This window comes from Kitasatospora sp. NPDC057518 (assembly GCF_042802075.1).
Lineage (GTDB): Bacteria > Actinomycetota > Actinomycetes > Streptomycetales > Streptomycetaceae > Kitasatospora.
In genome coordinates, this window is the sequence record NZ_JBHVEU010000061.1 from 1 (window position 1) to 21,465 (window position 21,465).

At 76.1% G+C, this 21,465-nt stretch carries 12 protein-coding genes and 1 pseudogene; 9 read left to right on the forward strand and 4 right to left on the reverse strand.

Annotation, left to right across the window (positions count from 1 at the left end):
* Positions 1 to 342 precede the first annotated feature (342 nt).
* Genes ACFU7Z_RS09105 through ACFU7Z_RS09130 form a run of 6 tightly spaced genes read left to right on the forward strand, consistent with a single transcriptional unit; the run spans position 343 to position 7,919 of the window.
* Positions 343 to 1,992, forward strand: coding sequence for an ABC transporter substrate-binding protein (locus ACFU7Z_RS09105; protein ID WP_380777090.1), 1,650 nt, complete (start codon positions 343 to 345; stop codon positions 1,990 to 1,992).
* Between the two features lies 1 nt (position 1,993).
* Positions 1,994 to 2,956 carry an ABC transporter permease gene (locus tag ACFU7Z_RS09110; protein WP_241852957.1) on the forward strand — a complete coding sequence of 321 codons (963 nt, stop codon included), beginning with the start codon at positions 1,994 to 1,996 and terminating at the stop codon, positions 2,954 to 2,956.
* Positions 2,953 to 3,810 carry an ABC transporter permease gene (locus ACFU7Z_RS09115; protein WP_380777091.1) on the forward strand — a complete coding sequence of 286 codons (858 nt, stop codon included), beginning with the start codon at positions 2,953 to 2,955 and terminating at the stop codon, positions 3,808 to 3,810. Before ACFU7Z_RS09110 ends, ACFU7Z_RS09115 begins: the two co-directional genes overlap by 4 nt.
* Positions 3,807 to 5,669 carry a dipeptide ABC transporter ATP-binding protein gene (locus ACFU7Z_RS09120; RefSeq protein WP_380777092.1) on the forward strand — a complete coding sequence of 621 codons (1,863 nt, stop codon included), beginning with the start codon at positions 3,807 to 3,809 and terminating at the stop codon, positions 5,667 to 5,669. Before ACFU7Z_RS09115 ends, ACFU7Z_RS09120 begins: the two co-directional genes overlap by 4 nt.
* Entirely contained in the window at positions 5,666 to 6,856 is a 1,191-nt protein-coding gene (locus tag ACFU7Z_RS09125) for an acyl-CoA dehydrogenase family protein (RefSeq protein ID WP_380777093.1), read from the forward strand. Before ACFU7Z_RS09120 ends, ACFU7Z_RS09125 begins: the two co-directional genes overlap by 4 nt.
* A gap of 25 nt (positions 6,857 to 6,881) precedes the next feature.
* Positions 6,882 to 7,919: an LLM class flavin-dependent oxidoreductase gene (locus ACFU7Z_RS09130; protein WP_380777094.1), complete on the forward strand. Its 1,038-nt coding sequence runs from the start codon at positions 6,882 to 6,884 to the stop codon at positions 7,917 to 7,919.
* Here ACFU7Z_RS09130 and ACFU7Z_RS09135 read toward each other — a convergent pair.
* Positions 7,909 to 10,614 carry a BTAD domain-containing putative transcriptional regulator gene (locus tag ACFU7Z_RS09135; RefSeq protein ID WP_380777095.1) on the reverse strand — a complete coding sequence of 902 codons (2,706 nt, stop codon included), beginning with the start codon at positions 10,612 to 10,614 and terminating at the stop codon, positions 7,909 to 7,911. The two genes, ACFU7Z_RS09130 and ACFU7Z_RS09135, sit on opposite strands and share 11 nt — an antisense overlap.
* A 12-nt stretch (positions 10,615 to 10,626) precedes the next feature.
* Between ACFU7Z_RS09135 and ACFU7Z_RS09140 the strand changes: the two genes are divergently transcribed.
* The 3 genes from ACFU7Z_RS09140 to ACFU7Z_RS09150 all read left to right on the forward strand — a co-directional run bounded on the left by ACFU7Z_RS09140 (position 10,627) and on the right by ACFU7Z_RS09150 (position 15,738).
* Positions 10,627 to 11,133, forward strand: coding sequence for a hypothetical protein (locus ACFU7Z_RS09140; protein ID WP_380777096.1), 507 nt, complete (start codon positions 10,627 to 10,629; stop codon positions 11,131 to 11,133).
* A 493-nt stretch (positions 11,134 to 11,626) separates the two neighbouring features.
* Positions 11,627 to 14,500 (forward strand): AAA family ATPase, encoded by a 2,874-nt coding sequence (locus tag ACFU7Z_RS09145; protein WP_380777097.1) that lies wholly within the window; start codon positions 11,627 to 11,629, stop codon positions 14,498 to 14,500.
* Positions 14,497 to 15,738, forward strand: a complete 1,242-nt coding sequence (locus tag ACFU7Z_RS09150) for a 3-deoxy-7-phosphoheptulonate synthase (protein ID WP_380777098.1) — start codon at positions 14,497 to 14,499, stop codon at positions 15,736 to 15,738. The genes ACFU7Z_RS09145 and ACFU7Z_RS09150 overlap by 4 nt, the downstream gene beginning before the upstream one ends.
* Before the next feature lie 122 nt (positions 15,739 to 15,860).
* Here the strand turns inward: ACFU7Z_RS09150 and ACFU7Z_RS09155 are convergent, their stop codons facing one another.
* The 3 genes and pseudogenes from ACFU7Z_RS09155 to ACFU7Z_RS09165 all read right to left on the reverse strand — a co-directional run.
* Complete coding sequence (locus tag ACFU7Z_RS09155) at positions 15,861 to 17,492, reverse strand: bifunctional 3-(3-hydroxy-phenyl)propionate/3-hydroxycinnamic acid hydroxylase (protein WP_380777099.1); 1,632 nt, start codon at positions 17,490 to 17,492, stop codon at positions 15,861 to 15,863.
* Positions 17,489 to 18,277, reverse strand: coding sequence for an arylamine N-acetyltransferase (locus ACFU7Z_RS09160; protein WP_380777100.1), 789 nt, complete (start codon positions 18,275 to 18,277; stop codon positions 17,489 to 17,491). The genes ACFU7Z_RS09155 and ACFU7Z_RS09160 overlap by 4 nt, the downstream gene beginning before the upstream one ends.
* Positions 18,278 to 18,282: 5 nt before the next feature.
* Positions 18,283 to 21,378: pseudogene (locus ACFU7Z_RS09165) on the reverse strand (type I polyketide synthase); the annotation flags it as partial.
* Positions 21,379 to 21,465 lie beyond the last annotated feature (87 nt).

Here is a 21,465-nt window from a genome sequence, read left to right on the forward strand (position 1 = left end):
TCCCGGAACGGCCGCACCACCCTGACGGCGCGCACCGCCGCCGGGGCCGCGCCGCGCTCGGCACCACGTCGGAGCACCGCGTCGGAGCACCACGTCGGAACACGCCGGCCGAGCACGTCGGCCGAGACACCGGCCGAGCACACCCACGAGGATCCCGCCGCGAAACCCGCGGGCCCCGGGAAAGGGCCCGCTTAGGGGGACGGTCAGGGGGGTCGGATCCGGACGGAGCCAGCAGACTCGTCGCATCGTCCGCGGCCGGGTCCATCAGCGTCTCCCCCGCGGGGTGGGCGGGCCTCACGCCGCCCACCGTTCCCCGCCTCGCGCAGGATCGAGAAAGAACCCATGTACACCAGACGCCGTTTCCTCCGTCTCCCGGTCACCCTGACCGCCGCCGCCGTCATCGGCCCCGCCGTCCTCACGGCCTGCTCCGACTCCTCCGCCCCGCCCTCCGCGAAGAGCGCCGGCGGCGGCACCCTGCGCTACGGCGCGGCCGTCGAACCCGACAGCTGGGACCCGCACGCCGCGTCCACCGCCGTCACCGGGCGGCTGCTGCGCCCGGTGCTGGAGTCGCTGGTCGCGATCGCTCCGGACGGGACCGTCAAGCCGTGGCTGGCCGAGTCGTGGACGGTCTCGCCCGACGGCCTCACCTACACCTTCACCCTGCGCACCGGCGTGACCTTCAGCGACGGCACCCCGTTCGACGCGGCGGCCGTGAAGGCGAACTTCGAGCACGTCACGGCGGCGAAGACGGCGTCCAAGCGGGCGGCCGGCCTGCTCGGCCCCTACAAGGAGACCGAGGTGGTCGACCCGCGCACGGTGGCCGTGCACCTGACGGCCCCCCACGCCTCGTTCCTCAACTCGGCGGGGAGCACCTTCCTCGGCTTCCACTCCCCCGTCGCGCTGCGCGACCACGCGGGCGACCTCTCCTCCGGCGGCGCGTTCGTCGTCGGCACCGGCCCGTTCACCTTCGAGTCGGTGACGCCGGGTCAGCAGGCGGTGTTCAAGCGCCGCTCCGACTACGGCTGGGCCCCGCCGACCGCCGCCCACCAGGGGCCGGCGAAGCTGGAGAGCATCGTCGTGCTGCTGCTGAAGGAGGACGCCTCCCGGGTCGGCGCCCTGACGTCCGGTCAGGTCGACGCCGCCGAGCTGATCCCCGCCAACCGGCTGGCCGGCCTGCGCGGCCGCAACGGCGTCGAGGTGGTCCGCAAGGCGGTCCCCGGCGTCCCCTACACCTACTACCTCAACACCGCCCGCGCGCCGTTCGACGACCCGCGCACCCGGCAGGCCGTCCGGCACGCCATCGACTTCGCCGGGATCGTCAAGGGCGTCTTCCAGGGCGAGTACGAGCAGGCCTGGGGGCCGCTGGCGCCCTCCACCCCCGGCGCCGAGCCGTCGCTCGCCAAGCCGGCCTGGGAGTACAGCAAGGAGAAGGCGGAGAAGCTGCTGGACGAGGCCGGCTGGACCGGGCGGGACGCCGACGGCTACCGCACCAGGGACGGCAAGCGCCTCAGCGCCGAGCAGCCGTACGTGCAGACCTTCGTCTCGGCCCAGAACCACACCTTCGACGTGGGCGTGCAGGACGCGCTGAAGCAGGTCGGCATCGAGCTGAAGCTGGTGCCGCTGGACTCCGCGGGCTCCATCGGGCGCACCGGCAAGGGCGACTACGACGTGTTCGCCTTCGCCTGGCAGGGCTCCGACCCGGTCCTGCTGGGCAGTCTCTACCACTCCAAGTCCCAGTTCGGGGGCGGCGGGGCGAACGGCAGCCGGGTCAAGGACGCCGAGATCGACGGCTGGCTGGACGAGGCCGAGGCGACCGTGGACGCCGAGCGGCGCGCCGAGCTGTACCGCAAGGTCCAGCGGAAGATCGTCGAGCAGGCGTACTCCTTCCCGGCCTACATCGCCACCATGGACGTCGCCCGGCACGGCAAGGTGAACGGGCTGGTCCTGGACGTCGACGCCAACACCGACTTCTACGGCATCGGGGTGGCCTGAGGTGTCGAACAGTGCCCGGCACGTGCCGCCCTGGGCCAGGTTCGTCGCCCGGCGGCTCGCGGCGGGGCTGGTGGTGGTGTGGGGGACGCTCACGGTGACGTTCTTCGCCCTCCACCTCGCCCCCGGCGACATCGTGGACGGACTGATCGGGCCGGGCGCCGCCGGCACCCCGGCCCTGCGTGACCAGGTGATCGCCGAGAACGGCCTGAACGACCCGCTGCTCGTCCAGTACGGCCGCCAGCTCGCCCGGTTGGCGAGCGGCGGCCTCGGCTGGTCGTACCAGCTCAACGAGCCGATCGAGCGGCTGCTCGGCAGCCAGCTCGGCCCGACCGTCGAGCTGGCGGTGTCCGCGCTGGTCACCGCGCTGGTGCTGGCGGTGCTGGCGGCCACCCTGACGGCCGGCCGGGGCCGGGCGGTGCGCGCCGCCGCCGGTGTCGCCGAGCTGCTGATGGTGTCGATGCCCTCGTTCTGGCTGGGCATCATCCTGCTGACGGTGTTCTCCTACCGGCTGCACGCGCTGCCCTCGATCGGGGCGGACGGGCCTGCGGCGCTGGTGCTGCCGACGCTGGCGCTGGCGCTGCCGCTGGCCGGGGTGCTCGCCCAGGTGATCCGCCAGGAGCTGGAGAGCGCCGACGGCCGCCCGTTCGTGCTGACCGCGCGCTCGCGCGGCCTGGGCGCGACGGCGGTACTGCTGCGGCACACCCTGCGGCACGCGCTGCTGCCGCTGACCACGCTGGCCGGCTTCGTACTGGGCAGCCTGTTCGGCGGCGCGGTGCTGGTGGAGAACATCTTCACCCGGCCCGGCCTGGGCCGGGTGCTGGCCAACGCGGTCGGCTCGCGCGACCTGCCGGTGGTCAGCGCCCTGGTGGTCATCTCCAGCGCGGCGTTCGTGGTCATCAACACCCTGGTGGACGTGCTCCACCCGCTGATCGACCCCCGGCTGCGCGAGGGAGGAGCGGCATGAGCACGGTGACCGCCCTCCTCGACCGGCCGGCCGGGGCCGCCGCCCGCCGGGGCGCGCTGCTGCGCTCGCCCGCCCGGCTGGCGCCGCTGGTCCTGCTGGCCGTGGTGGCGCTCGTCCTGGCCTTCCCCGGGGTGTTCGCCACCCACTCCCCCGCGGCGACGGACGTCGCGGCGGCGCTGCGCCCGCCCGGTGCGGAGCACTGGCTGGGCACCGACCAGCTCGGCCGGGACGTCTGGTCGCGGCTGGTGCACGGCACCCGGCTGTCGCTGCTGATCGCGGTCGGCGCGACGCTGATCGGGGTGGGCGGCGGCGCGCTGCTCGGTCTGGTCGCCGGCGGCGGCGGACGGCGCGTCGACTTCGTCCTGATGCGGGTGGTGGACGTGCTGCTGGGCTTCCCCGAACTGCTGCTCGCGCTGGTGGTGGTGGCGGTTCTGGGCGGCGGCACGGTCAACGTGGCGATCGCCATCGGCATCGCCGGGGTGCCCCACTACGCCCGGCTGGTGCGCGGCCAGGCACGGCTGGTGCTGCGCTCGGAGTACGTGGAGGCGGCGCGGGTGCTGGGGGTGCCGGCCTGGCGGTCGGTGCTGCGGCACGTGCTGCCGAACGTCGGCGGCCCGCTGGTGGTGCTGGCCTCCATCGGGCTGGGCTCGGCCATCATCTCGGGCTCCGGGCTGAGCCTGCTCGGCCTGGGCCCCGTCCCGCCGGAGGCGGACTGGGGCTCGATGGTCGCCGACGGCAAGGACTTCCTCCAGACGGCCTGGTGGATCTCGATCTCACCCGGCCTGGCCGTCTCGGTCGTGGTGGTCTGCACCACGCTGATCGGCCGTTCGCTGCAGCTGAGGGCGGTGCGATGACGACGACAACGACAACGGAAGCGACCGGTGCGGAGGCGACGGCCGGGGACACCGGTGCGTCGGTGCCCGGCCCGCTCGTGCGGGTGGAGGGGCTGCGGGTGTCGTTCCCCGGCGCGCCGCGGCCCGCCGTGGACGGGGTGTCACTGGCCATCGGCCCCGGGGAGTGCGTGGCGCTGGTCGGCGAGTCCGGCTCGGGCAAGTCCGTCACCTCGCGTTCCCTCATCGGGCTGGCCGGCGCCAGGGCCCGGGTCTCCGCCCGGACCCTGGAGGTGGCCGGGACGGACACCACCGGCTTCGGCGAACGGCAGTGGCGCGCGGTGCGCGGCCGGCGGGTCGCCGTGGTCTTCCAGGACGCGCTGACCGCGCTGGACCCGCTGCGCACCGTCGGCGCCGAGATCGCCGAGGCGGCCCGTCTCGGCGGCACCGCCGGCCCGGACGTCGGCGCCCGGGTGGTGGAACTGCTCACGGCGGTGGGCGTGCCGGAGCCGGAGGCCCGACGCACCCAGTACCCGCACCAGCTCTCCGGCGGGCTGCGCCAGCGCGCGCTGATCGCCTCCGCGCTGGCCGCCGACGCCCCGCTGCTGATCGCCGACGAGCCGACCACGGCGCTGGACGCGATCGTCCAGGCGCAGATCCTGGCGCTGCTCGGCCGGCTCAAGGACGAGGGCCGGGGACTGCTGCTGGTCAGTCACGACCTGGCGGTGGTGGCGCAGTTGGCGGACCGGGTGCTGGTGCTGCGGCGGGGCGAGGTGGTGGAGAGCGGGCCGACCGGCCGGGTGCTGTCCGCCCCGGAGCACCCGTACACCCGGATGCTGCTGGACGCGGTGCCCTCGGGCCGCCCGCCGGCCCGTCCCGCCCAGGCCCCGGCCCAGGCCCCGGCCCCGGCCGAGGCACCGGACGCCGAGGAGGCGGCCCCGGTGCTGACCGGGCGCGGGCTGGTCAAGTCCTTCGCCCCGGGCGGGCCGAGGGCCCTCGACGAGGTCGGGTTCACCCTGCGGGCGGGCGAGGCGCTGGGCGTGGTCGGCGAGTCCGGCTCGGGCAAGACCACGCTGGCGCGGGTCGCGATGGGTCTGTCCCGTCCCGACGCCGGGGAGGTGCTGCTGCACGGGCGGCCCTGGTCGGCGCTGCCGGAGCGGCGGCGCCGGGCCTCGCGCTCGGCGATCCAGTTCGTCCAGCAGGACCCGTACGCCTCGGCGGACCCCCGGTTCACCGTGGCGCGGATCATCGGCGAGGCGCTGCCGGGACTGCGGCGCGCCGAGCGGGCCCGGCGGTGCGCGGAACTCCTCGACCAGGTCGGCCTGCCGGCCGAGCTGCTCTCCCGCCGGCCGCACCAGCTGTCCGGCGGTCAGCGCCAGCGGGTGGCCATCGCCCGGGCGCTGGCGGGCCGTCCGCGGGTGCTGGTCTGCGACGAGCCGGTCTCGGCGCTGGACGTCTCGGTGCAGGCGCAGGTGCTGGAGCTGCTGGACCGGCTGCGGCGCGAGCGGGGCATCGCCCTGCTGTTCATCACCCACGACCTGGCCGTGGTGCGGCAGGTCGCCGACCGGGTGCTGATCATGCGCGGCGGGTCGGTCGTCGAGGAGGGCGAGACCGAGCGGATCTTCGAGGCCCCCGCCCACCCGTACACCCGGGCCCTGCTGGACGCCGTCCTGCGGCTGCCCGGCGCGGACGGTGCGGACGGCGCGGGCAGTACGGGCAGTGCGGGCAGTGCGGACGGCTCGGGCGGGGCGCACGGCGCCGACGTCACCGGCCGCGACGACCCCCGGCAGGACACGGAGCAGGCCCCGGAGCGGAACACCGAGCAGGACACCGAACACGTCGCCGGGCAGGACGGCGAGCACGTCACGAAGTGGGAGACATGACTGACACGACGACGGACGCCGTCCCCGAGGCCGCCGAGGCGTGGCTGCGGCGGGCCGAGGAGGTCGCGGCGCTGCTGGCGCCCGGCGCCGCCCGGCGCGACCGCGAGGGCACCCCGCCGGTGCGGGAGATCCGGCTGCTGAAGGAGTCCGGCCTGGTGACCCTGCTGGGGCCGGTCGAGTACGGCGGGGCCGGCCAGGACTGGTCCACCGCGTTCCGGGTGGTGCGCACCGTCGCGGCGGCCGACGCCTCGGTGGGCGAGCTGCTGGCCCACCACTACGTGTGGGTGTCGATCGCCGAGTTCATCGGCACCGACGAGAAGATCCAGCACATCGGCGAGGTGTCGGCCCGGGCCCGGTGGTTCTACAGCGGGTCCTCGAAGCCCCGCTCGGCGCCCCTGGTGATCCAGGACACCGGCCGCGAGATGCTGTTCCACGGGCGGCTGGAGCGCGTCCTGGGCCACCCGGTGTCGGACATCACCATCCTGGAGGGCTTCCTGGAGGACGGCGACACCCCGATCAGCGCGCTCGCGATGAGCGACCACCTGGGGCTGTCCTTCGAGCCCGGAGCCGAGGAGTTCGGGCTGCGGTCGCTGGCCGCCGGGACGGTGGTCGCCGACGGCGCGAACATCCCGTGGACCGGGGCGCTCGGCCACGTCGACAAGACCTTCGTGCCCCGGGTCTACAACACCTTCCTCACCCCGGCCTTCCAGCTCGCCCAGGCCAACGCGCTGATCGGCGCGGCCCGGGGCGCGCTGGACGCCGCCGCCCGGCACGCCCGCGAGCAGTGGTCGGAGGCGCCGCTGACCGAGGCCGCCGCCGCGGACGCGGCCCGGCACTACGGCGCCCTGGCCTCCGCGCTGTGGGCGGTGGAGGCGTTCGCCGACGCCGTCGGCGCCGAGGCGGACGCCCTGCACGCCCGGCGCCGCACGGTGACCGAGGAGGAGCGCGGCCGGCACGCCGTCCGGGTCGCGGCGCTGGCCGCGCAGGCCGGCGCGGCCGCCGACGCGGTCACCGCCGGCGTGCTCGGGGCGGCCTGCCCCGGCGGTGCCGAGGCCGCGGCCGGGCTGGACCGCTACTGGCGGGACACCCGGGCGCGGCGGGTGCACGAGGACGACCCGGGGCGCGCCCGCGTGGTGGGGCGCCACCTCCTGCACGGCGAAGTCCCCCGCCCCACCTGGTACGCGTGACACCCCGAGTAAGGAGCACCCCCGCATGACCAGCAGTTCCCCGACCGTCCCGCTGTCCGTCCTCGACATATCGTCCATCGACTCCGCCGGCAGCCCCGCCGAGACCCTGGTCGGCACCCGCCGGCTGGTGGCGGCCGCCGACGAGCTGGGCTACACCCGGTTCTGGGTGGCCGAGCACCACAACTCGCGCGGGATCGCCGGCTCCGTCCCGGCCGTCCTGCTGGCCGCGCTCGGCGAGCGGACCAGCCGGATCCGGATCGGCGCGGGCGGGGTGATCCTGCCCAATCACCCGCCGTACGCCGTCGCGGAGTCCTTCCGGACGCTGGCCGCGCTGTTCCCCGGCCGGGTGGACCTGGGCATCGGCCGCTCGGGCGCGGACCCGTTGCTCTCCCACGCGCTGCGCCGGGCACCCGACGAGGACTTCCCGGCGGCGCTGGAGGAGCTGCTCGCCTTCGTCGACGGCGGCTTCCCGGACGGGCACGTCTACCAGCGGCTGGAGGCCCTGCCGGAGCCGCCGCGGCCTCCCCGGCCGTGGCTGCTGGGCGCCAGTGTGCGCAGCGCCGTGGACGCGGGCCGGCGCGGGCTGCCGTACGCGTTCGCCCACCACTTCTTCAACTCCCGCGGCACCGAGGAGGCGCTGCGGGCGTACCGGCAGAGCTTCCGGCCCTCGGCCCGGGCCGAGCGGCCGCACGCGATCGTCACCGCCTACACGGTGTGCGGGGAGACCACGGAGCACGCGCGCCGGCTGACGGCGCCGGCGCTGTTCCCGGTGCTGCGGCTGAACGGCGCCTCGCCGATCGCGCCGCTGCCCACCGTCGAGGAGGCGGCGGCGTACCCGTGGACGGAGGCCGAGCTGGCCTCCGCCGACGCGCTGCTCAGCACCCAGGCGGTCGGCGACGCCGAGGAGGTCCGCCGGGCGCTGACGGACCTGCTGGAGCGCACCGGCGCGGACGAGCTGATGGTGACCAACAACGTCACCGACGTCGAGGAGAAGATCCGCTCGCTGGAACGCGTGCGGGACCTCGCCCCGGCGCTGCCCGTCCCCGCCGGGGTCAGCCGGTAACGGCCGGGCGGCGGCGATGGGCGCGGGCGCCGAGGCTGTCGCGGATGCGGCGGTGGTGGGTGACCAGCCAGACCCGCTCGGGCTCCCCGGGCGGGCAGCGGTCCAGGGCGTGGTCGAGACAGCTGACCGCGAGCGCGTCGTCGCCCGCGGCGGCGGCCCGGGCGGACGCCCCGACCAGGGCTTCCCAGGCACGGCGCTCCATCGCCTCCACCGGGGTGCCGTCCGCCTCGGCGAGCGCGATGGCGCGGTCGTGGTGGAAGGCCAGCAGCCCGGGGCGGGGCACGTCCAGCAGGGCGGCCCAGTCGGCCGCCCGCAGGTGGCGTTCGACCAGGACGCGGCCGGGCAGCTGGGCGAGCGCGACATCGCGGCTGACGGCGTACCGGAAGGCGTACTCGACGTCTCCGGGGACGCCGCTGCGGCGCACCCGGCGCAGCAGTTCGCGCGACTCCAGGAGCTCCAGGCTGCGGCCGACCTCCTCGGGGTCGCGCTGGCTGACGGCCTCGACCGCGCCGCGCCACAGCGTGCCGCCGACGACGGCGGCGTCGCGCAGCACCGAGCGGGTGGTGCGGTCGAGGCCGTCGAGCTGGGCGGCGGCGACGGCGAGGACGGCCGGCGGGTGGTCGGCGCCAGCGTCCGCCGCCCTCGCGTAGGCCTGGGCGAACAGCGGGTTGCCGTCGGCGAGGGCCGCGCGGCGGTCGTCGGCGGGCGTCGGGTGGCGGCGGCCGGAGGCGGCACCGATCACGGTGGCGGTGGCCGCGGTGGACAGCGGTGCCACGTGCAGCAGGACCGAGCGGCGCTTGGCGCACCCCCAGGAGGGCCTGGTGTGGAGCAGTTCGGAACGGGCTCCGACGATCAGCAGCAGGGCGACCGGGCCGAGCCGGACGGTGAGGTCCTCGACGAAGGAGCGGACGAAGTCGGCGGCGCGGTGGAGGTCGTCCAGGACGACCACCAGCGGGCGCTCGGCGGCCGCCTCCTCCAGGAACTGCCGCAGCGCACCGAGGACTTCCTCCCGTGGGACGGCGCCGCCGTCCGGCCCCTCGGCGGAGGCGGCCGGGGCGGGCAGGCCGAGGCAGGCGGCGAGCGCGGTGACGATCGGTCCGGTGTCGGCGTGCGGGAGGAGCCCGCGCACGACGTTGGTCAGTGCGGGCAGGACGACGGCCGCCGGCGCGCCGGCGCGGATGCCCGTGTAGGCGCGGACCAGGCCGGCCAGCGGCTCGTAGGGGGTGTGGGCGTCGAAGGCGGGGGTGCCCGCGTGGAGCACCCGGGGCGCCGGCGGTCCGGCGCCGTCGCGCAGCGCGGCGGCGAACTCCCCGATCAGCCGGGTCTTGCCGATGCCGGGCTCGCCCAGCACCGTGACCAGGTACGGCAGTTGGCGGCGGACGCTGTCCTGGTAGGCGCCGCGCAGCAGGTTCAGCTCGTGGGTGCGCTCCAGGAACGGCGGTTCGTCGGGGTGCCCGGACGGCCCGCGGCCCTCGGGGCGGGCGGGCGCGGGGCGGTGGACGCCGGGGACGCCGGGGACCGGGGCGAAGCCGAGGTCGGCGCCGCCGGTCTCGACGGTGGCGTCGGCGGCCCACAGTTCCCCGCGGGGGACCTGCAGCAGCAGGTGGTGGCAGGCGTCCAGGACCTCTCCGGTGACCTCCACGGGCTCGGGCGCGCTGTCGTCGTAGGTGACCACCACCTCGCCGGTGCCGACCACGAGGTGGGTGACCGGCCGGGTGGCGGCGGCCCCGCTGCCGGGCACCGGTCCGGCCGCGGTGGCCCCGGGGGCGGCCGGTCCGGGCGCCTCGAAGTGGCGGTGCAGGGCGAGGGCGGCGCGCAGGGCCCGCTCGGCGTCGTCCTCGTGGGCCCGGGGAACGCCGAAGACGACCAGCCACACCGAGCCGAAGGCGCGGCGCACGTGTCCGCCGAAGGGCGCCATCTCGCGCCGGATGTCGGCGGTCAGCTCCTTGACGGCGTGGTCGACGCGCTCGGGGGCGAGGGCGCCGCCGTCGGCCGTCCACTGGGCGCGGACCATGACGACGCTGGCCGCGCGCCGCTCGACCCGTTCCCAGGACGCGCGGAAGGCGTGCTCGGCGGCCGGGGCGGCGGCGGTCCCGGCGCGGCCGGCGCCACTGTCGTCGGCGCGGCTGTCGTCGGCGCGGTCGTCGGTGCGCGCGGGCGGGGCGGGGGCCGGCCGGGGGCGCGGCGGCTGCGGGGCGGCGGCCGCGGGCCGGGGTCCGACCGGGGGCGGGAAGTCCGCCGCGCCGCCCGGGGCGGTGGTGAGCCGCAGCGCCAGGGCCGGGTCGTGGCTGAGGATCGCGCGCTGGAGGCGTCGCAGGTCGCGGCCGGGCTCCAGGCCGAAGCGGTCGGCGAGCAGGTCCCGGGTGCGCCGGTAGCGGTCCAGCGCCTCGGACTGGCGCCCGCAGTTGTAGAGGACGACCATCAGCTGGGCGACCAGGCGTTCCCGGGTCGGCTCGGCCTCCAGCATGGACTCCAGTTCGCCGATCAGCTCGCGGTCCCGCCCCATCGCCAACTCGGCCTGGATGCAGTCCTCGTGGACGGCGAGCCGGGTGCCCTGGAGGGCGGCCAGCTCGGGCCAGGTGAGCCCGGCGTCGCTCACGTCGGCGAGCACCGGGCCGCGCCACAGGCCGAGGGCGCGGCGCAGCAGTTCCGAGGCCCGCGTCCAGTCGCCGGCCGCCAGTCGGGCCCGGCCCAATGTGACAAGCTCATGAAATTCCGTGAGATCGAGCTGTTCAGGCTCGATTCTGAGCACGTATCCGGGCACAGTGGTATTCAGCGCGGGTTTCCCGTCCGCCGGCTCCCCGACCGCCTGGAATGCGCGGCGCAGCCCGGCCACCGAGTTCTGCACCATTTTCCGCGCCGTGGACGGACGGTCATCGCCCCAGAGTGCGGCGACTATCTCGTTGATACCCACCACGCTATTCGCGCGGAGCAGCAGAACACCGAGCAGGGCCCTCTGCTGCAGGCCGCGAATGGGCACGTCGGTGCCGTCGGAGAGCACTTCAAGCGGCCCCAGAACGTTGAATCGCACCCCTACCCCCTTGATTCCCTGCGATTCCGGAGAAAGCCATTCCGGAGAATGTGCCCGATGGTACATCAGATCGATCCGGGGCCTTCCGTTGACCGCACGTCGACTTCGATCTACGCTATCGATGGCGACCCCCCTGCCGGTATTCCCCGAGGCGAATTCGCCGCCGCCGACCGGCCGGGCTGATTCGACGTCGCGGTGACCGGGCAGGCGTGCAGGCCGAGGGGGCGTCGCAACGGCGTCACCGGTGGATCCCCGGGGTCGAGACCCCGGCTCCGCTCCGTCCGCGACACCGCCTTCCGCGAGGACGCCCCCGAGATCAGCACCGGCCACGGGCCCGGGAACACGGCGACCCCGCGCGACCTCGCGATCAACGCCCTCCGCGACCACCGCCGCACCGGCATCGAGGCCGGCCTCCGCCATGCCTCCAGCCGCCCACTCGGCCTCCTCCACGCCCCTGAGCAGGGACGATGAAAGACCGTCAGGACCCTGGACCAGTCCTGCCCACCCGGCCGCCCCGGCGGCAGTGGCCCGCCCATGAGCGATCAGTTCCCGGGCGATGGGCGGGGTGTCCCCATGATGGGTTCGACCGGGAGCGGGCGGCCGTCGCCACCGCACCGGGAGAGCCGCCGAGGACCGGCGGCCGGACGCCTACAAGAGACGAGGTCGGGGGTACCCGGTGCCTTCCCTGCTGGAACGTGACGCGCACATCGACAGACTCGACCACCTGCTCGCCGAATGTCTCGGCCGCGCGGGCCGGGTGGCACTGGTCGACGGACCCCTCGGCAGCGGCAAGAGCGAGCTGCTGCGGGTGTTCACCGCCCGGGCCGCCGAGCGCGGAGTCCTGGTCGTGGGCGCGGGCTGTTCCGCTCAGGAGCGGGACCTGCCCTTCGGGATCGCCGACCGGATCGCCCACTCCCCCGGCTGGCCCGCCGAGCACGCCGAGCGGCTGGCCGCGCTGGCGGACCCGGCCGTCCTCGCCGACCCGGCCGGGAGTGCCGGCGGCGCCGCCCTCAACGGCACCGCCCTCAACGGCGCCGCCCTCAACGGCAGCGGCGCGGCCAGCGACCCGGCCGGCCCGCCGTCGCCCGCGCTGCTGCGCGCCTGCCGCGACCTGACCACCGCCCTGCTCGCGGCCGCCGCCGACACCCCGGTGCTGCTCTGCGTCGAGGACATCGGCCACGCCGACGAGGCGTCCCTGCACTTCCTGCGCCACCTCGTCCGCCACCTGCCGCAGAGCCGGGTGCTGCTGGTCCTCACCGACGGCAGCACCCCGTGGCCCGCGCGGCGCCGGCTGCACGCCGAACTGCTGCGCCACCCGCACGCGCACCGCCTCGCACTGGCCCCGCTGTCCCGGGCCGGCGCGCTGCGCCTGGTCACCGAGGGCCTGGGCGAGGAGGACGCCCGGCACCGCGGCCCCGGCCTGGTGGACGTGGCCGGCGGCAACCCGCTGCTGCTGCACGCCCTCGTCGAGGAGCACCTCGACCGCGCCGACGAGCCCGAACCGCGCTACGGCCCGGCCCTGCTGAGCTGCCTCCACCGGGCCGGCCCCGGCGTGCTGCGGGTCGTCCAGGCCCAGGCCGTGCTCGGCGAGGAGGCCCCGGCCGAGGACGTGGCCCGGCTGCTCGGCGAGCGGGAGAGCGCCGACGCGGTCGCCCGGACCCGCGCCACGCTCACCGCCGCCGGACTGCTGGACGGCGAGGGACGGCTGCGCACCGCGGCCGCCCGCGCCGCCGTCCTGGAGGACCTCGCCCCGCACGAGCGCACCGAACTGCGGCTGCGGGCCGCCCAGTTGGCCCACGAGACGGGCAGCCCCGCCGCCGAGGTGGCCCGGCACCTGGTCGAGGCCGGGCGGGCGCCCGCGCCGTGGGCGGTCGCCGCGCTGACCGAGGCGGCCGAGCACGCCCTGCTCGACCACCGTCACCGCACCGCCGTCGCCTGCCTGAGCCTGGCCCACAAGGAGGCCGCCGAGGAGAACGACCGGGCGGTGCTCCGGCACCGGCTGGCGCAGGCCGAGTGGCAGCTCAACCCCTCGGCGGCGGCCCGGCACCTGGTGCCGCTCACCGCCGCGGTCCGGGCCGGGCACCTCGGGCTCGCCGAGGCGCTCGTCCTCGTCCGGTACCTGCTGTGGCACGGCCGCGGCGAGGAGGCGCTGGCCGTCCTGGACCTGCTGCGCGCCCGGACCGGACCGGCCGGACCGGCCTCCCCCGCCGAGACGGGCGCGCTGCGCGACGTCGAGACCTGGCTCGCCTACACCCACCCGGGCCTGGCCCGGGGCCGCCGCGTCCCGGTGCTGCCCGCCGACCTGCGGCACACGGTCGCCCCGGACGTCGACCCGCAGCTGCGGGCCGCCGCCGCGCTCGCCGGGGCGCTCACCCGGGGACGGGCCACGGAGACCGTCGACCACGCCCAGCAGGTGCTGCACGACGCCCACCTGCACGGCCGCACCGCGTGGGCCGAGGAGGCCGCGCTGCTGGCGCTGCGGGTGCTGCTCCAGGCCGGGCGCGCCGACACCGCGGCGGTCTGGAGCCAACGGCTGCTCGGCACCGCCGCGCGCCGCGAGGCCCCGACCGCGACGGCCCTGTACTCGGCGGCGCACGCCGAGGCGGCCCTGCGGCTCGGCGAGCCGACCACGGCGGCCGAGCACAGCCGGGCCGCGCTGACCCACCTCAGCCCCACCTCCTGGGGCATCGCGGTGGGCCTGCCGCTGGGCACGCTGGTCATCGCCGAGAGCCGCACCGGCGAGCACCGCTCGGCCGCCAAGCACCTCACCCACGCCGTCGGTGAGGCGATGTTCCAGAGCCTGTACGGGCTGCACTACCTGTTCGCCCGCGGCGAGCACTACCAGGCGACCCGGCACGGCCACGCGGCACTCGCCGACTTCCTGTCCTGCGGCGAACTGCTGCGCACCTGGGGCCTGGACGGCGCCGGGGTGGTGCCCTGGCGCACCCAGGCCGCCGACGCCTGGCTGCGGCTGGACAACCGGGACCGCGCCTGGCGGCTGATCCACGAACAGCTCAGCCGGGCCGACGCCGACCTGCCGCACAACCGCGGCCCGGCGCTGCGGCTGCTCGCCGCGGCCGGGCCGGCCGGGCGGCGCGGCCCCCTGCTCACCGAGGCCGTCGACCTCACCGAGGCCTCCGGCGACCGCTACGAGCAGGTGCGGGTGCTCACCGACCTGAGCCGGGTGCACCAGGGCTCCGGCAACAGGCGCCGGGCCCGGCTGCTGCTGCGCCAGGCCCTGCACGTGGCGAACATGTGCGCCCTGCGGCCGCTCGTCCAGGAGCTGCTGTCGGTCTCGGCGGACCTCGGCGAGAGCGGCCCGGCCGCCGACGCGCGGGAGCCGGGCGGGGTCGACGCGCTCACCGAGTCCGAGCGGCGGGTCGCCTCGCTCGCCGTACTCGGCTACACCAACCGCGAGATCGCCGGACGCCTCTACGTCACGGCGAGCACCGTGGAACAGCACCTCACCCGGGTCTACCGCAAGCTCGGGGTACGCCGACGCAAGGACCTGCCCGCCGATCTGTGGGCCAACCTGAGGAAGACGGGATGACGACGCCGATGACCACGCCGACCGCCACCAGCCTGACGGTGCACGACGGCACCGGGCCCGACCTCGCCCGGGCCCTGGCGGGCCTGACCGCCGGCCAGCAACCGCGGTGGCCCGATCAGGAACGGGTGCGCGAGGTGCGCGCCGCGCTCGGCGCCCTGCCGCCCCTGGTGGAGCCCGCCGCCGTGGACCGGCTCCGGGAGCGCCTGGCCGAGGCCGCGCTCGGCCGGGCCCTGGTCGTCCAGGGCGGGGACTGCGCCGAGACCTTCGCCGGCAACACCCCCGAGCACGTGCGCGCCAACCTGCACGCCCTGCTGCACTGCGCGACCCTGTTCGAGGTCGCCTCCGGCCTGCCGGTGGTGCCGGTCGGACGCGTCGCCGGGCAGTACGCCAAGCCGCGCTCCAGCCCGACTGGCCCGGACGGGCTGCCCTCCTACCGGGGCGACATCGTCAACGGCCTCGCGGCGACGGCCGAGGCCCGCACACCGGACCCGCGGCGGATGCTCACCGCGTACGACGGCGCCGGCGCCGCGCTCGACGTGCTGGACTCGGTGGCCGACGCGACCCGCACCGAACTGTTCGCCGGTCACGAGGCCCTGCTGCTCGACTACGAGGTGCCGCTGGTGCGCGACGGGTACGCGCTGTCCGGCCACTTCCTGTGGATCGGCGAGCGGACCCGCGAGCTCGACGGCGCGCACGTCGCCCTGGCCCGCCGGATCGCCAACCCGCTGGGCCTCAAGCTGGGCCCGTCCACCACCCCGGAGCAGGCCGTCGCCTACGCCGAGGCGCTGGACCCGGACCGCGTCCCCGGCCGGCTGACGCTGATCAGCCGGATGGGCGCGGACCGGGTGTCCGACGTGCTGCCGCCGCTGGTGGAGGCGGTGGCGGACGCGGGACACCCGGTGGTCTGGCTCTGCGACCCGATGCACGGCAACACCGAGACGGCGGCCGGCGGGCTGAAGACCCGCCGCTTCGACCGGATCGCCGCCGAGGTGAGCGGGTACTTCGCCGTGCACCGGGCGATAGGCAGCCACCCCGGCGGCCTGCACCTGGAACTGACCGGCGACGACGTGACCGAGTGCCTCGGCGGTCGCGAGGACCTGCGCGAGGAGCAGCTCCCCGAGCGCTACCTGACCGGCTGCGACCCGCGGCTGAACGGGCGCCAGACCCTCGACCTGGCGCGCGTCGTGGCGGAGATCCTGCTGGAGCACTCCGCCCGGCGGGCGCCCGTGGCGGTCTGAGGACCGCCCACCCGGACCGACGGCCCGCTCCTCCACGCGGAGGGGGAGCGGGCCGTCAGCACGTGCGCGGGAGGGGGCGGTCAACTCCCTGCGGGTTCAGGCAGGTTCCGGCGGACAGGCCGTCAGGAAGCGAGGTCGGTGCGGAGCGCTTCGAGGAGCGTGGCCAGCTCCGTCCGGTCCGCAGCCGCGCCGTAGACGTAGAAGTCCGGCCGGACCAGCACCGCGACCGCCCCGGCCTCGGCCAGGTACGGCAGGTACACCCCGTCGGTGTCGCCCACCGCGCCCGCCGGGGGCTCCTCGTCGGCGGCCGCGAGCACCCTCACCGCGTGGCCGCCGAGGTCGGCCAGCCAGGCGCGGTCCCCGGCGGTGAGCAGGCTCTCCGGCGGCTCGGTGGTGAGCAGCACGAAGCCGCGCCCCACCACGTCGTCGAAGAGCCCGGCGGGCCGGCCGGCCGCCGTCACCCGCCCCTGGACGACCAGGTCGCCGGCCGGGCCGCCGCCGTGCCGCAGGCCCGCCGTGAGCGGCTGGACCGGGGTGCGCGGCCGGGCCGCGCCGACCTCCGCGCCGCGCCGGGCGCGCTCCTGGGCGGCCAGCATGACGGTGTCGCGGTCGCGGGCCGCGGCCGGGTCGGTCTGGCAGATGACCCGGCCCAGGTCCATCGACATGGTGAGCGCGTGCCGCACGTGCTCGCGCCGCTCGGCGGTGTAGCTGTCGAGCAGCCCTTCGCCGGCCCGGCCGGTGAGCACCAGGTCCAGCTTCCAGGCGAGGTTGGCGGCGTCCCGGAGGCCCGAGCACATGCCCTGCCCGGCGAACGGCGGCATCAGGTGGGCGGCGTCCCCGGCGATCAGCACCCGGCCGCGCCGCCACTGGTCCGCGTAGCGCGCCTGGAAGGTGTAGACGGCGTGCCGCAGCAGGGTGGCGTTGCCGGGGTCGATGTCGAACAGCGAGAGCAGCTTCCAGACGTTGGCCTCGCCGCCGAACTCCTCGGGCGACTCGTGGTCGAGCCGCATGAACTCCCAGCGCCGGTGGCCCGGCCCGGCGGAGACGGCGGTGCGCGGCCGGGCCGGGTCGCAGACCTGGAGGTTGTTGGGGACGAACTCCCGGCCGTCGTGCGGGACGACGTCGCAGGTCAGCCAGTCGTTGAAGAACGCGAAGTCGGTGGCGGTCAGCCCGGCCTCCTCGCGCACCACGCTGTTGGCGCCGTCGCAGCCGATCACCCAGCGGGCGGTGAGCGGGCCGCCCGACGGGCCGGTCCGCGGTCCTTCGACCGTGAGCGTGACCGCGTCGCCGCGGTCGGCGAGCGCCGTCACCCGGTGGCCGCGCAGGACGCGCAGGGTGGGAAACCGCTCGCCGTGGGCGGCCAGCGCGGCCTCCAGGCCCGGCTGGTAGACGGCGCTGGAGTCGGGCCAGCCGGAGCGGCCGGCGTCCTCGACGTCCACCCGGAAGAGGGTCTGCCCGTCGGCGTTGTGCCAGACGTAGTCCCGGGAGGACTCGACGTGCTCGTCCAGCGCCGCGCCCACGCCGGTGGCGGCGAGGATGCGGGCGGACTCGCCGTCGAAGGAGACCGCCCGAGGCATCGGGTACGGCCGGGGGAAGCGCTCCAGGACGGTGACCCGGTGGCCGCGGGCGGCCAGCAGCAGGGCGGCGGTCTGGCCGACCGGCCCGTAGCCGACGATCGCGACGTCGGTGTCGAAGCCGTCGCCGTCTCCCACAGCGGCGGCGGTGGCGGTGGCGGTGTGGACGGGGGTGCTCATGCGGTGGCCGCCTCCTTCCGCAGGATCTCGGCGAGCACCCGGGCGTGCTCCTCCGGGTCGGCGAGGCCGCGCAGCCGCTCGGTGCCGTCCTCGACGACGACCAGGCGGGTGCCGATCAGGATTCGCTGGCCGCCCTCGAAGGCCCGGCCGCGCACCACGATGCCGGAGCCGGCCAGGGCCCGGGCGAACCGGTCCAGCTCCGGCGAGGGGACCAGCCAGTCCGCGAAGGCGCGCGGCCGCGGGTGGAACCGGTAGACGGCGCGCCAGTCGCCGACCCGGCCCCGGCGCTGCACCACGTGGTGGCCGGTGTCCGCGCGCACGACGCGGAAGTCGGTGCCGAACTGCGGCTGCACCTCGTCGGGCACCACCCGCAGCGGCTCCAGGTAGGACGGGCCGACGAAGCCGACGTCGACCAGCCAGAGGTCGCCGTCCAGCCGGACGAAGCCGAGGACGTGCTCCAGGTCCGGCCCGAAGCTGTCGTCCACCTGCCGGATCCCGGCCGAGAACAGCCCGGTCTCGTAGCCGAGTTCGCGCAGCAGCGCGAGGAAGAGGCCGTTCAGTTCGTAGCAGACGCCGCCCCGGCCGCCGAGCACGACGGCGTCGAACACGGCGTCGACGTCGATGTCGACGCCCGCCCACAGGGCCTCGCCGCGGGCGGTGTTGAGCGAGGAGTCGTACGGGATGGCGATCAGGTGGCGCCGGTGCAGCTCGCGCAGGGTGTCGGCGGTGGGGTCGAGCGGGCCGTCGTAGTCGAGGGCCTTGAGGTAGGCGGCGGTGTCGAACACGGCGGTCACTTCCCTTCGGTCCGCTGCTCGGCGGGCACGGTCTCGGAGGCTTCGGTGTCGGTCAGTCCGGTCTCGCCGGAGCCGGTCTCGTCGAGCAGGGAGAGGAGGTGGCCGGCGATCCGCTCCGGGGTGGGCTGGTCGAAGGCGAGCAGGGCGGGCAGTTCGAGCCCGGTGACGTTCTGGAGGCGGTTGCGCAGCTCGACGGCGGTCAGCGAGACGAAGCCGATGTCGAAGAAGACGGCGTCCGCCCCGATCTCGTCGGTGCCCTCGTGGCCGAGGACGGCCGCGACCTCCGTGCGGACCACGTCGACCAGCACGGCCAGGCGCTCCCCCGGGTCGGCGTCCGCCAGCCGGCGGGCGAGGACGGCGCCGGGCGCCTCCTCGGTGGTGGTGTCGGGCTCGGTCTCGGTGGCCATCGGGGAATCTCCTGCGGGGGTGGTCGTCACGGGCACCGACTCCAGCCAGTAGTGCCGGTGTTGGAAGGGGTAGGTCGGAAGCTCGGAGGCGGGGAGGGTGCCGGCGCCCGCATAGGAGGCCGACCAGTCGACCTCCACGCCGCGGACGTGCAGCGCGGCGGCCGAGAGCAGGACGCGGTCCCAGCCGCCCTCGTCGCGCCGCAGGGTCCCGGTGACGGCCGCGTCGCGCACGGAGGCCGCCTCCAGGGCCTCGACGATGCCGTGCGCGAGTACGGGGTGGGCGCTGACCTCGACGAACGCCCGGTACTCGGCGGCGGCGAGGGCCTCGACGGCCTCGGCGAAGCGGACCGTCTGCCGCAGGTTGCGGTACCAGTACCCGGCGTCCAGCTCCGGACCCTCCAGCCAGCGGCCCTCGACGGTGGAGAGGAAGGGGATCGCGGCGGGCTGGGGCTTCACCGAGCCCAGCAGCTCCGCGAGTTCGGCCTCGATGGACTCCACATGCGAGGTGTGCGAGGCGTAGTCCACCGGGATCCGGCGCACCCGCACGCCCTGCTCCTCGTACGCGGTCACCAGGGTGTCGAGCGCGGCCGGGTCACCGGCGACGACCACCGAGGACGGACCGTTCACGGCCGCGATCTCGACGCCCTCCGGCAGCGCGCTCACCACCCGCTCCCGGGGAAGGCCGACCGAGACCATGCCGCCCCGGCCCGCCAAACCCCGCGCGATGGCCTGCGACCGCAGCGCCACCACGGCCGCCGCGTCGTCCAGGGAGAGGATGCCGGCGACGTGCGCCGCCGCGATCTCGCCCTGGGAGTGGCCGACCACCGCGTCCGGCACCACGCCCAGCGACGCCCAGAGGCGCGCCAGGCCGACGTTCACCGCGAAGGACACCGGCTGCACCACGTCCACCCGCTCCAACGAGGCGGCACCCGGCACCTGGTTCACCACATCCAGCAACGACCAGTCGACATAGGACGTCAAGGCCTTGTCGACCTCACCGAGCGCCTCCGCGAACACCGCCGACTCGGCGAGCAGCCGACGCCCCATCCCCGCCCACTGGGAACCCTGGCCCGGGAAGACGAAGACGGTCTGCCCGGCGACGTCCGCCGTGCCGGTGACCAGGGCGGGCGAGGCGGCGTCGCCCGCGAGCGCGGCCAGGCCGGTGCGGTGACCGTCGAGCGCGTCGGCCACCACGACGGCGCGGTGCGCCAGCAGGGTCCGGGCCTCGGCCAGCGTCCGGGCCGCGTCGGCGGGTGCCGGGCCGCGTGCCTCGGTGTAGTCGAGCAGCCGCTCCGCCTGGGCGCGCAGGGCGCCGGTGGAAGCGGCGGACAGCAGCCAGGGGACGGCGGCGGCCTCGGGGGCGGTGGGCTCGGCGGCGGGCTTTGCGGCGGGCGCCTCCTCCAGGATGACGTGGGCGTTGGTGCCGCTCACCCCGAAGGCCGACACGGCGGCCCGGCGCGGGCGGTCGGCCGCCGGCCACGGCCGGGCCTCCGTCAGCAGCCGCACCTCCCCGACCGACCAGTCGACCTGGGTCGTCGGCGCGTCCACGTGGAGGGTCCGCGGCAGCACGCCGTGGCGCAGCGCCTCGACCATCTTGATCACGCCGGCGACGCCGGCGGCTGCCTGGGTGTGGCCGATGTTGGACTTCAACGACCCCAGCCAGAGCGGCTGTTCGGCCGGACGGCCCTGCCCGTAGGTGGCCAGCACCGCCTGCGCCTCGATCGGGTCGCCCAGCGGGGTGCCGGTGCCGTGGCCCTCGACGGCGTCGACGTCGGCGGCCGTCAGCCGGGCGTTGGCGAGCGCGGCCCGGATCACCCGCTGCTGAGCGGGCCCGTTGGGCGCGGTGAGACCGTTGGACGCGCCGTCCTGGTTGACGGCCGAACCCCGGACCACGGCCAGCACCTCGTGCCCCAGGCGCCGGGCGTCCGACAGCCGCTCCAGGACGAGGACGGCCACGCCCTCCGCCCAGCCGGTGCCGTCGGCGGCGTCCGCGAAGGCCTTGCAGCGCCCGTCGGTCGCCAGGCCGCGCTGCCGGGAGAACTCCACGAACGGCGAGGGCTGGGACATCACCGCGACACCGCCGGCCAGCGCCAGCGTGGACTCGCCGCTGCGCAGCGACTGGGCGGCCAGGTGGACGGCGACCAGCGAGGAGGAGCAGGCGGTGTCGACGGTGATCGCGGGCCCCTCCAGGCCGAGCGTGTAGGCGACCCGGCCCGAGGCCACGGAGCCGGAGGTGCCGGTGGCGAGGAAGCCTTCGAGCCCGGCAGGCACGCTTCGCAGTCCGGTGGCGTAGTCGTGGTACATGACGCCGGAGAACACGCCGACGGCCGTGCCGCGCAGGCCCGCCGGGTCCAGGCCGGCCCGCTCCAGGGCCTCCCAGGAGGTCTCCAGCAGGAGCCGCTGCTGCGGGTCCATGGCGAGCGCCTCGCGCGGCGAGATCCCGAAGAAGGCGGCGTCGAAGTCGGCGGCGCCGTGCAGGAATCCGCCCTCGCGGACGTAGGAGCGGCCGGCCCGGTCCGGGTCGGGGTCGAAGAGTCCGTCGAGGTCCCAGCCGCGGTCCTCGGGGAACTCGGCCACGCCGTCGCGTCCGTCGGCGACCAGCTGCCACAGGTCGGCCGGGGAGGCGACGTCGCCCGGCAGCCGGCAGGCCATCCCGACGATGGCGATCGGCTCACCGGCCGCCGCCTCCAACGCGGCCTTCTCGGAGGCGAGTTGTTCGTTGTCCTGGAGCGCGGCCCGCAGTGCCTCGACCAGCCTCGCCGTCTGGTCGAG

Coding starts and splice junctions, on each gene's coding strand:
- ACFU7Z_RS09105 (WP_380777090.1), top strand. CDS start 343: ATGTACACCAGACGCCGTTTCCTCCGTCTCCCGGTCACCCTGACCGCC.
- ACFU7Z_RS09115 (WP_380777091.1), top strand. CDS start 2,953: ATGAGCACGGTGACCGCCCTCCTCGACCGGCCGGCCGGGGCCGCCGCC.
- ACFU7Z_RS09120 (WP_380777092.1), top strand. CDS start 3,807: ATGACGACGACAACGACAACGGAAGCGACCGGTGCGGAGGCGACGGCC.
- ACFU7Z_RS09125 (WP_380777093.1), top strand. CDS start 5,666: ATGACTGACACGACGACGGACGCCGTCCCCGAGGCCGCCGAGGCGTGG.
- ACFU7Z_RS09130 (WP_380777094.1), top strand. CDS start 6,882: ATGACCAGCAGTTCCCCGACCGTCCCGCTGTCCGTCCTCGACATATCG.
- ACFU7Z_RS09140 (WP_380777096.1), top strand. CDS start 10,627: ATGAAATTCCGTGAGATCGAGCTGTTCAGGCTCGATTCTGAGCACGTA.
- ACFU7Z_RS09150 (WP_380777098.1), top strand. CDS start 14,497: ATGACGACGCCGATGACCACGCCGACCGCCACCAGCCTGACGGTGCAC.
- ACFU7Z_RS09155 (WP_380777099.1), bottom strand. CDS start 17,492: ATGAGCACCCCCGTCCACACCGCCACCGCCACCGCCGCCGCTGTGGGA.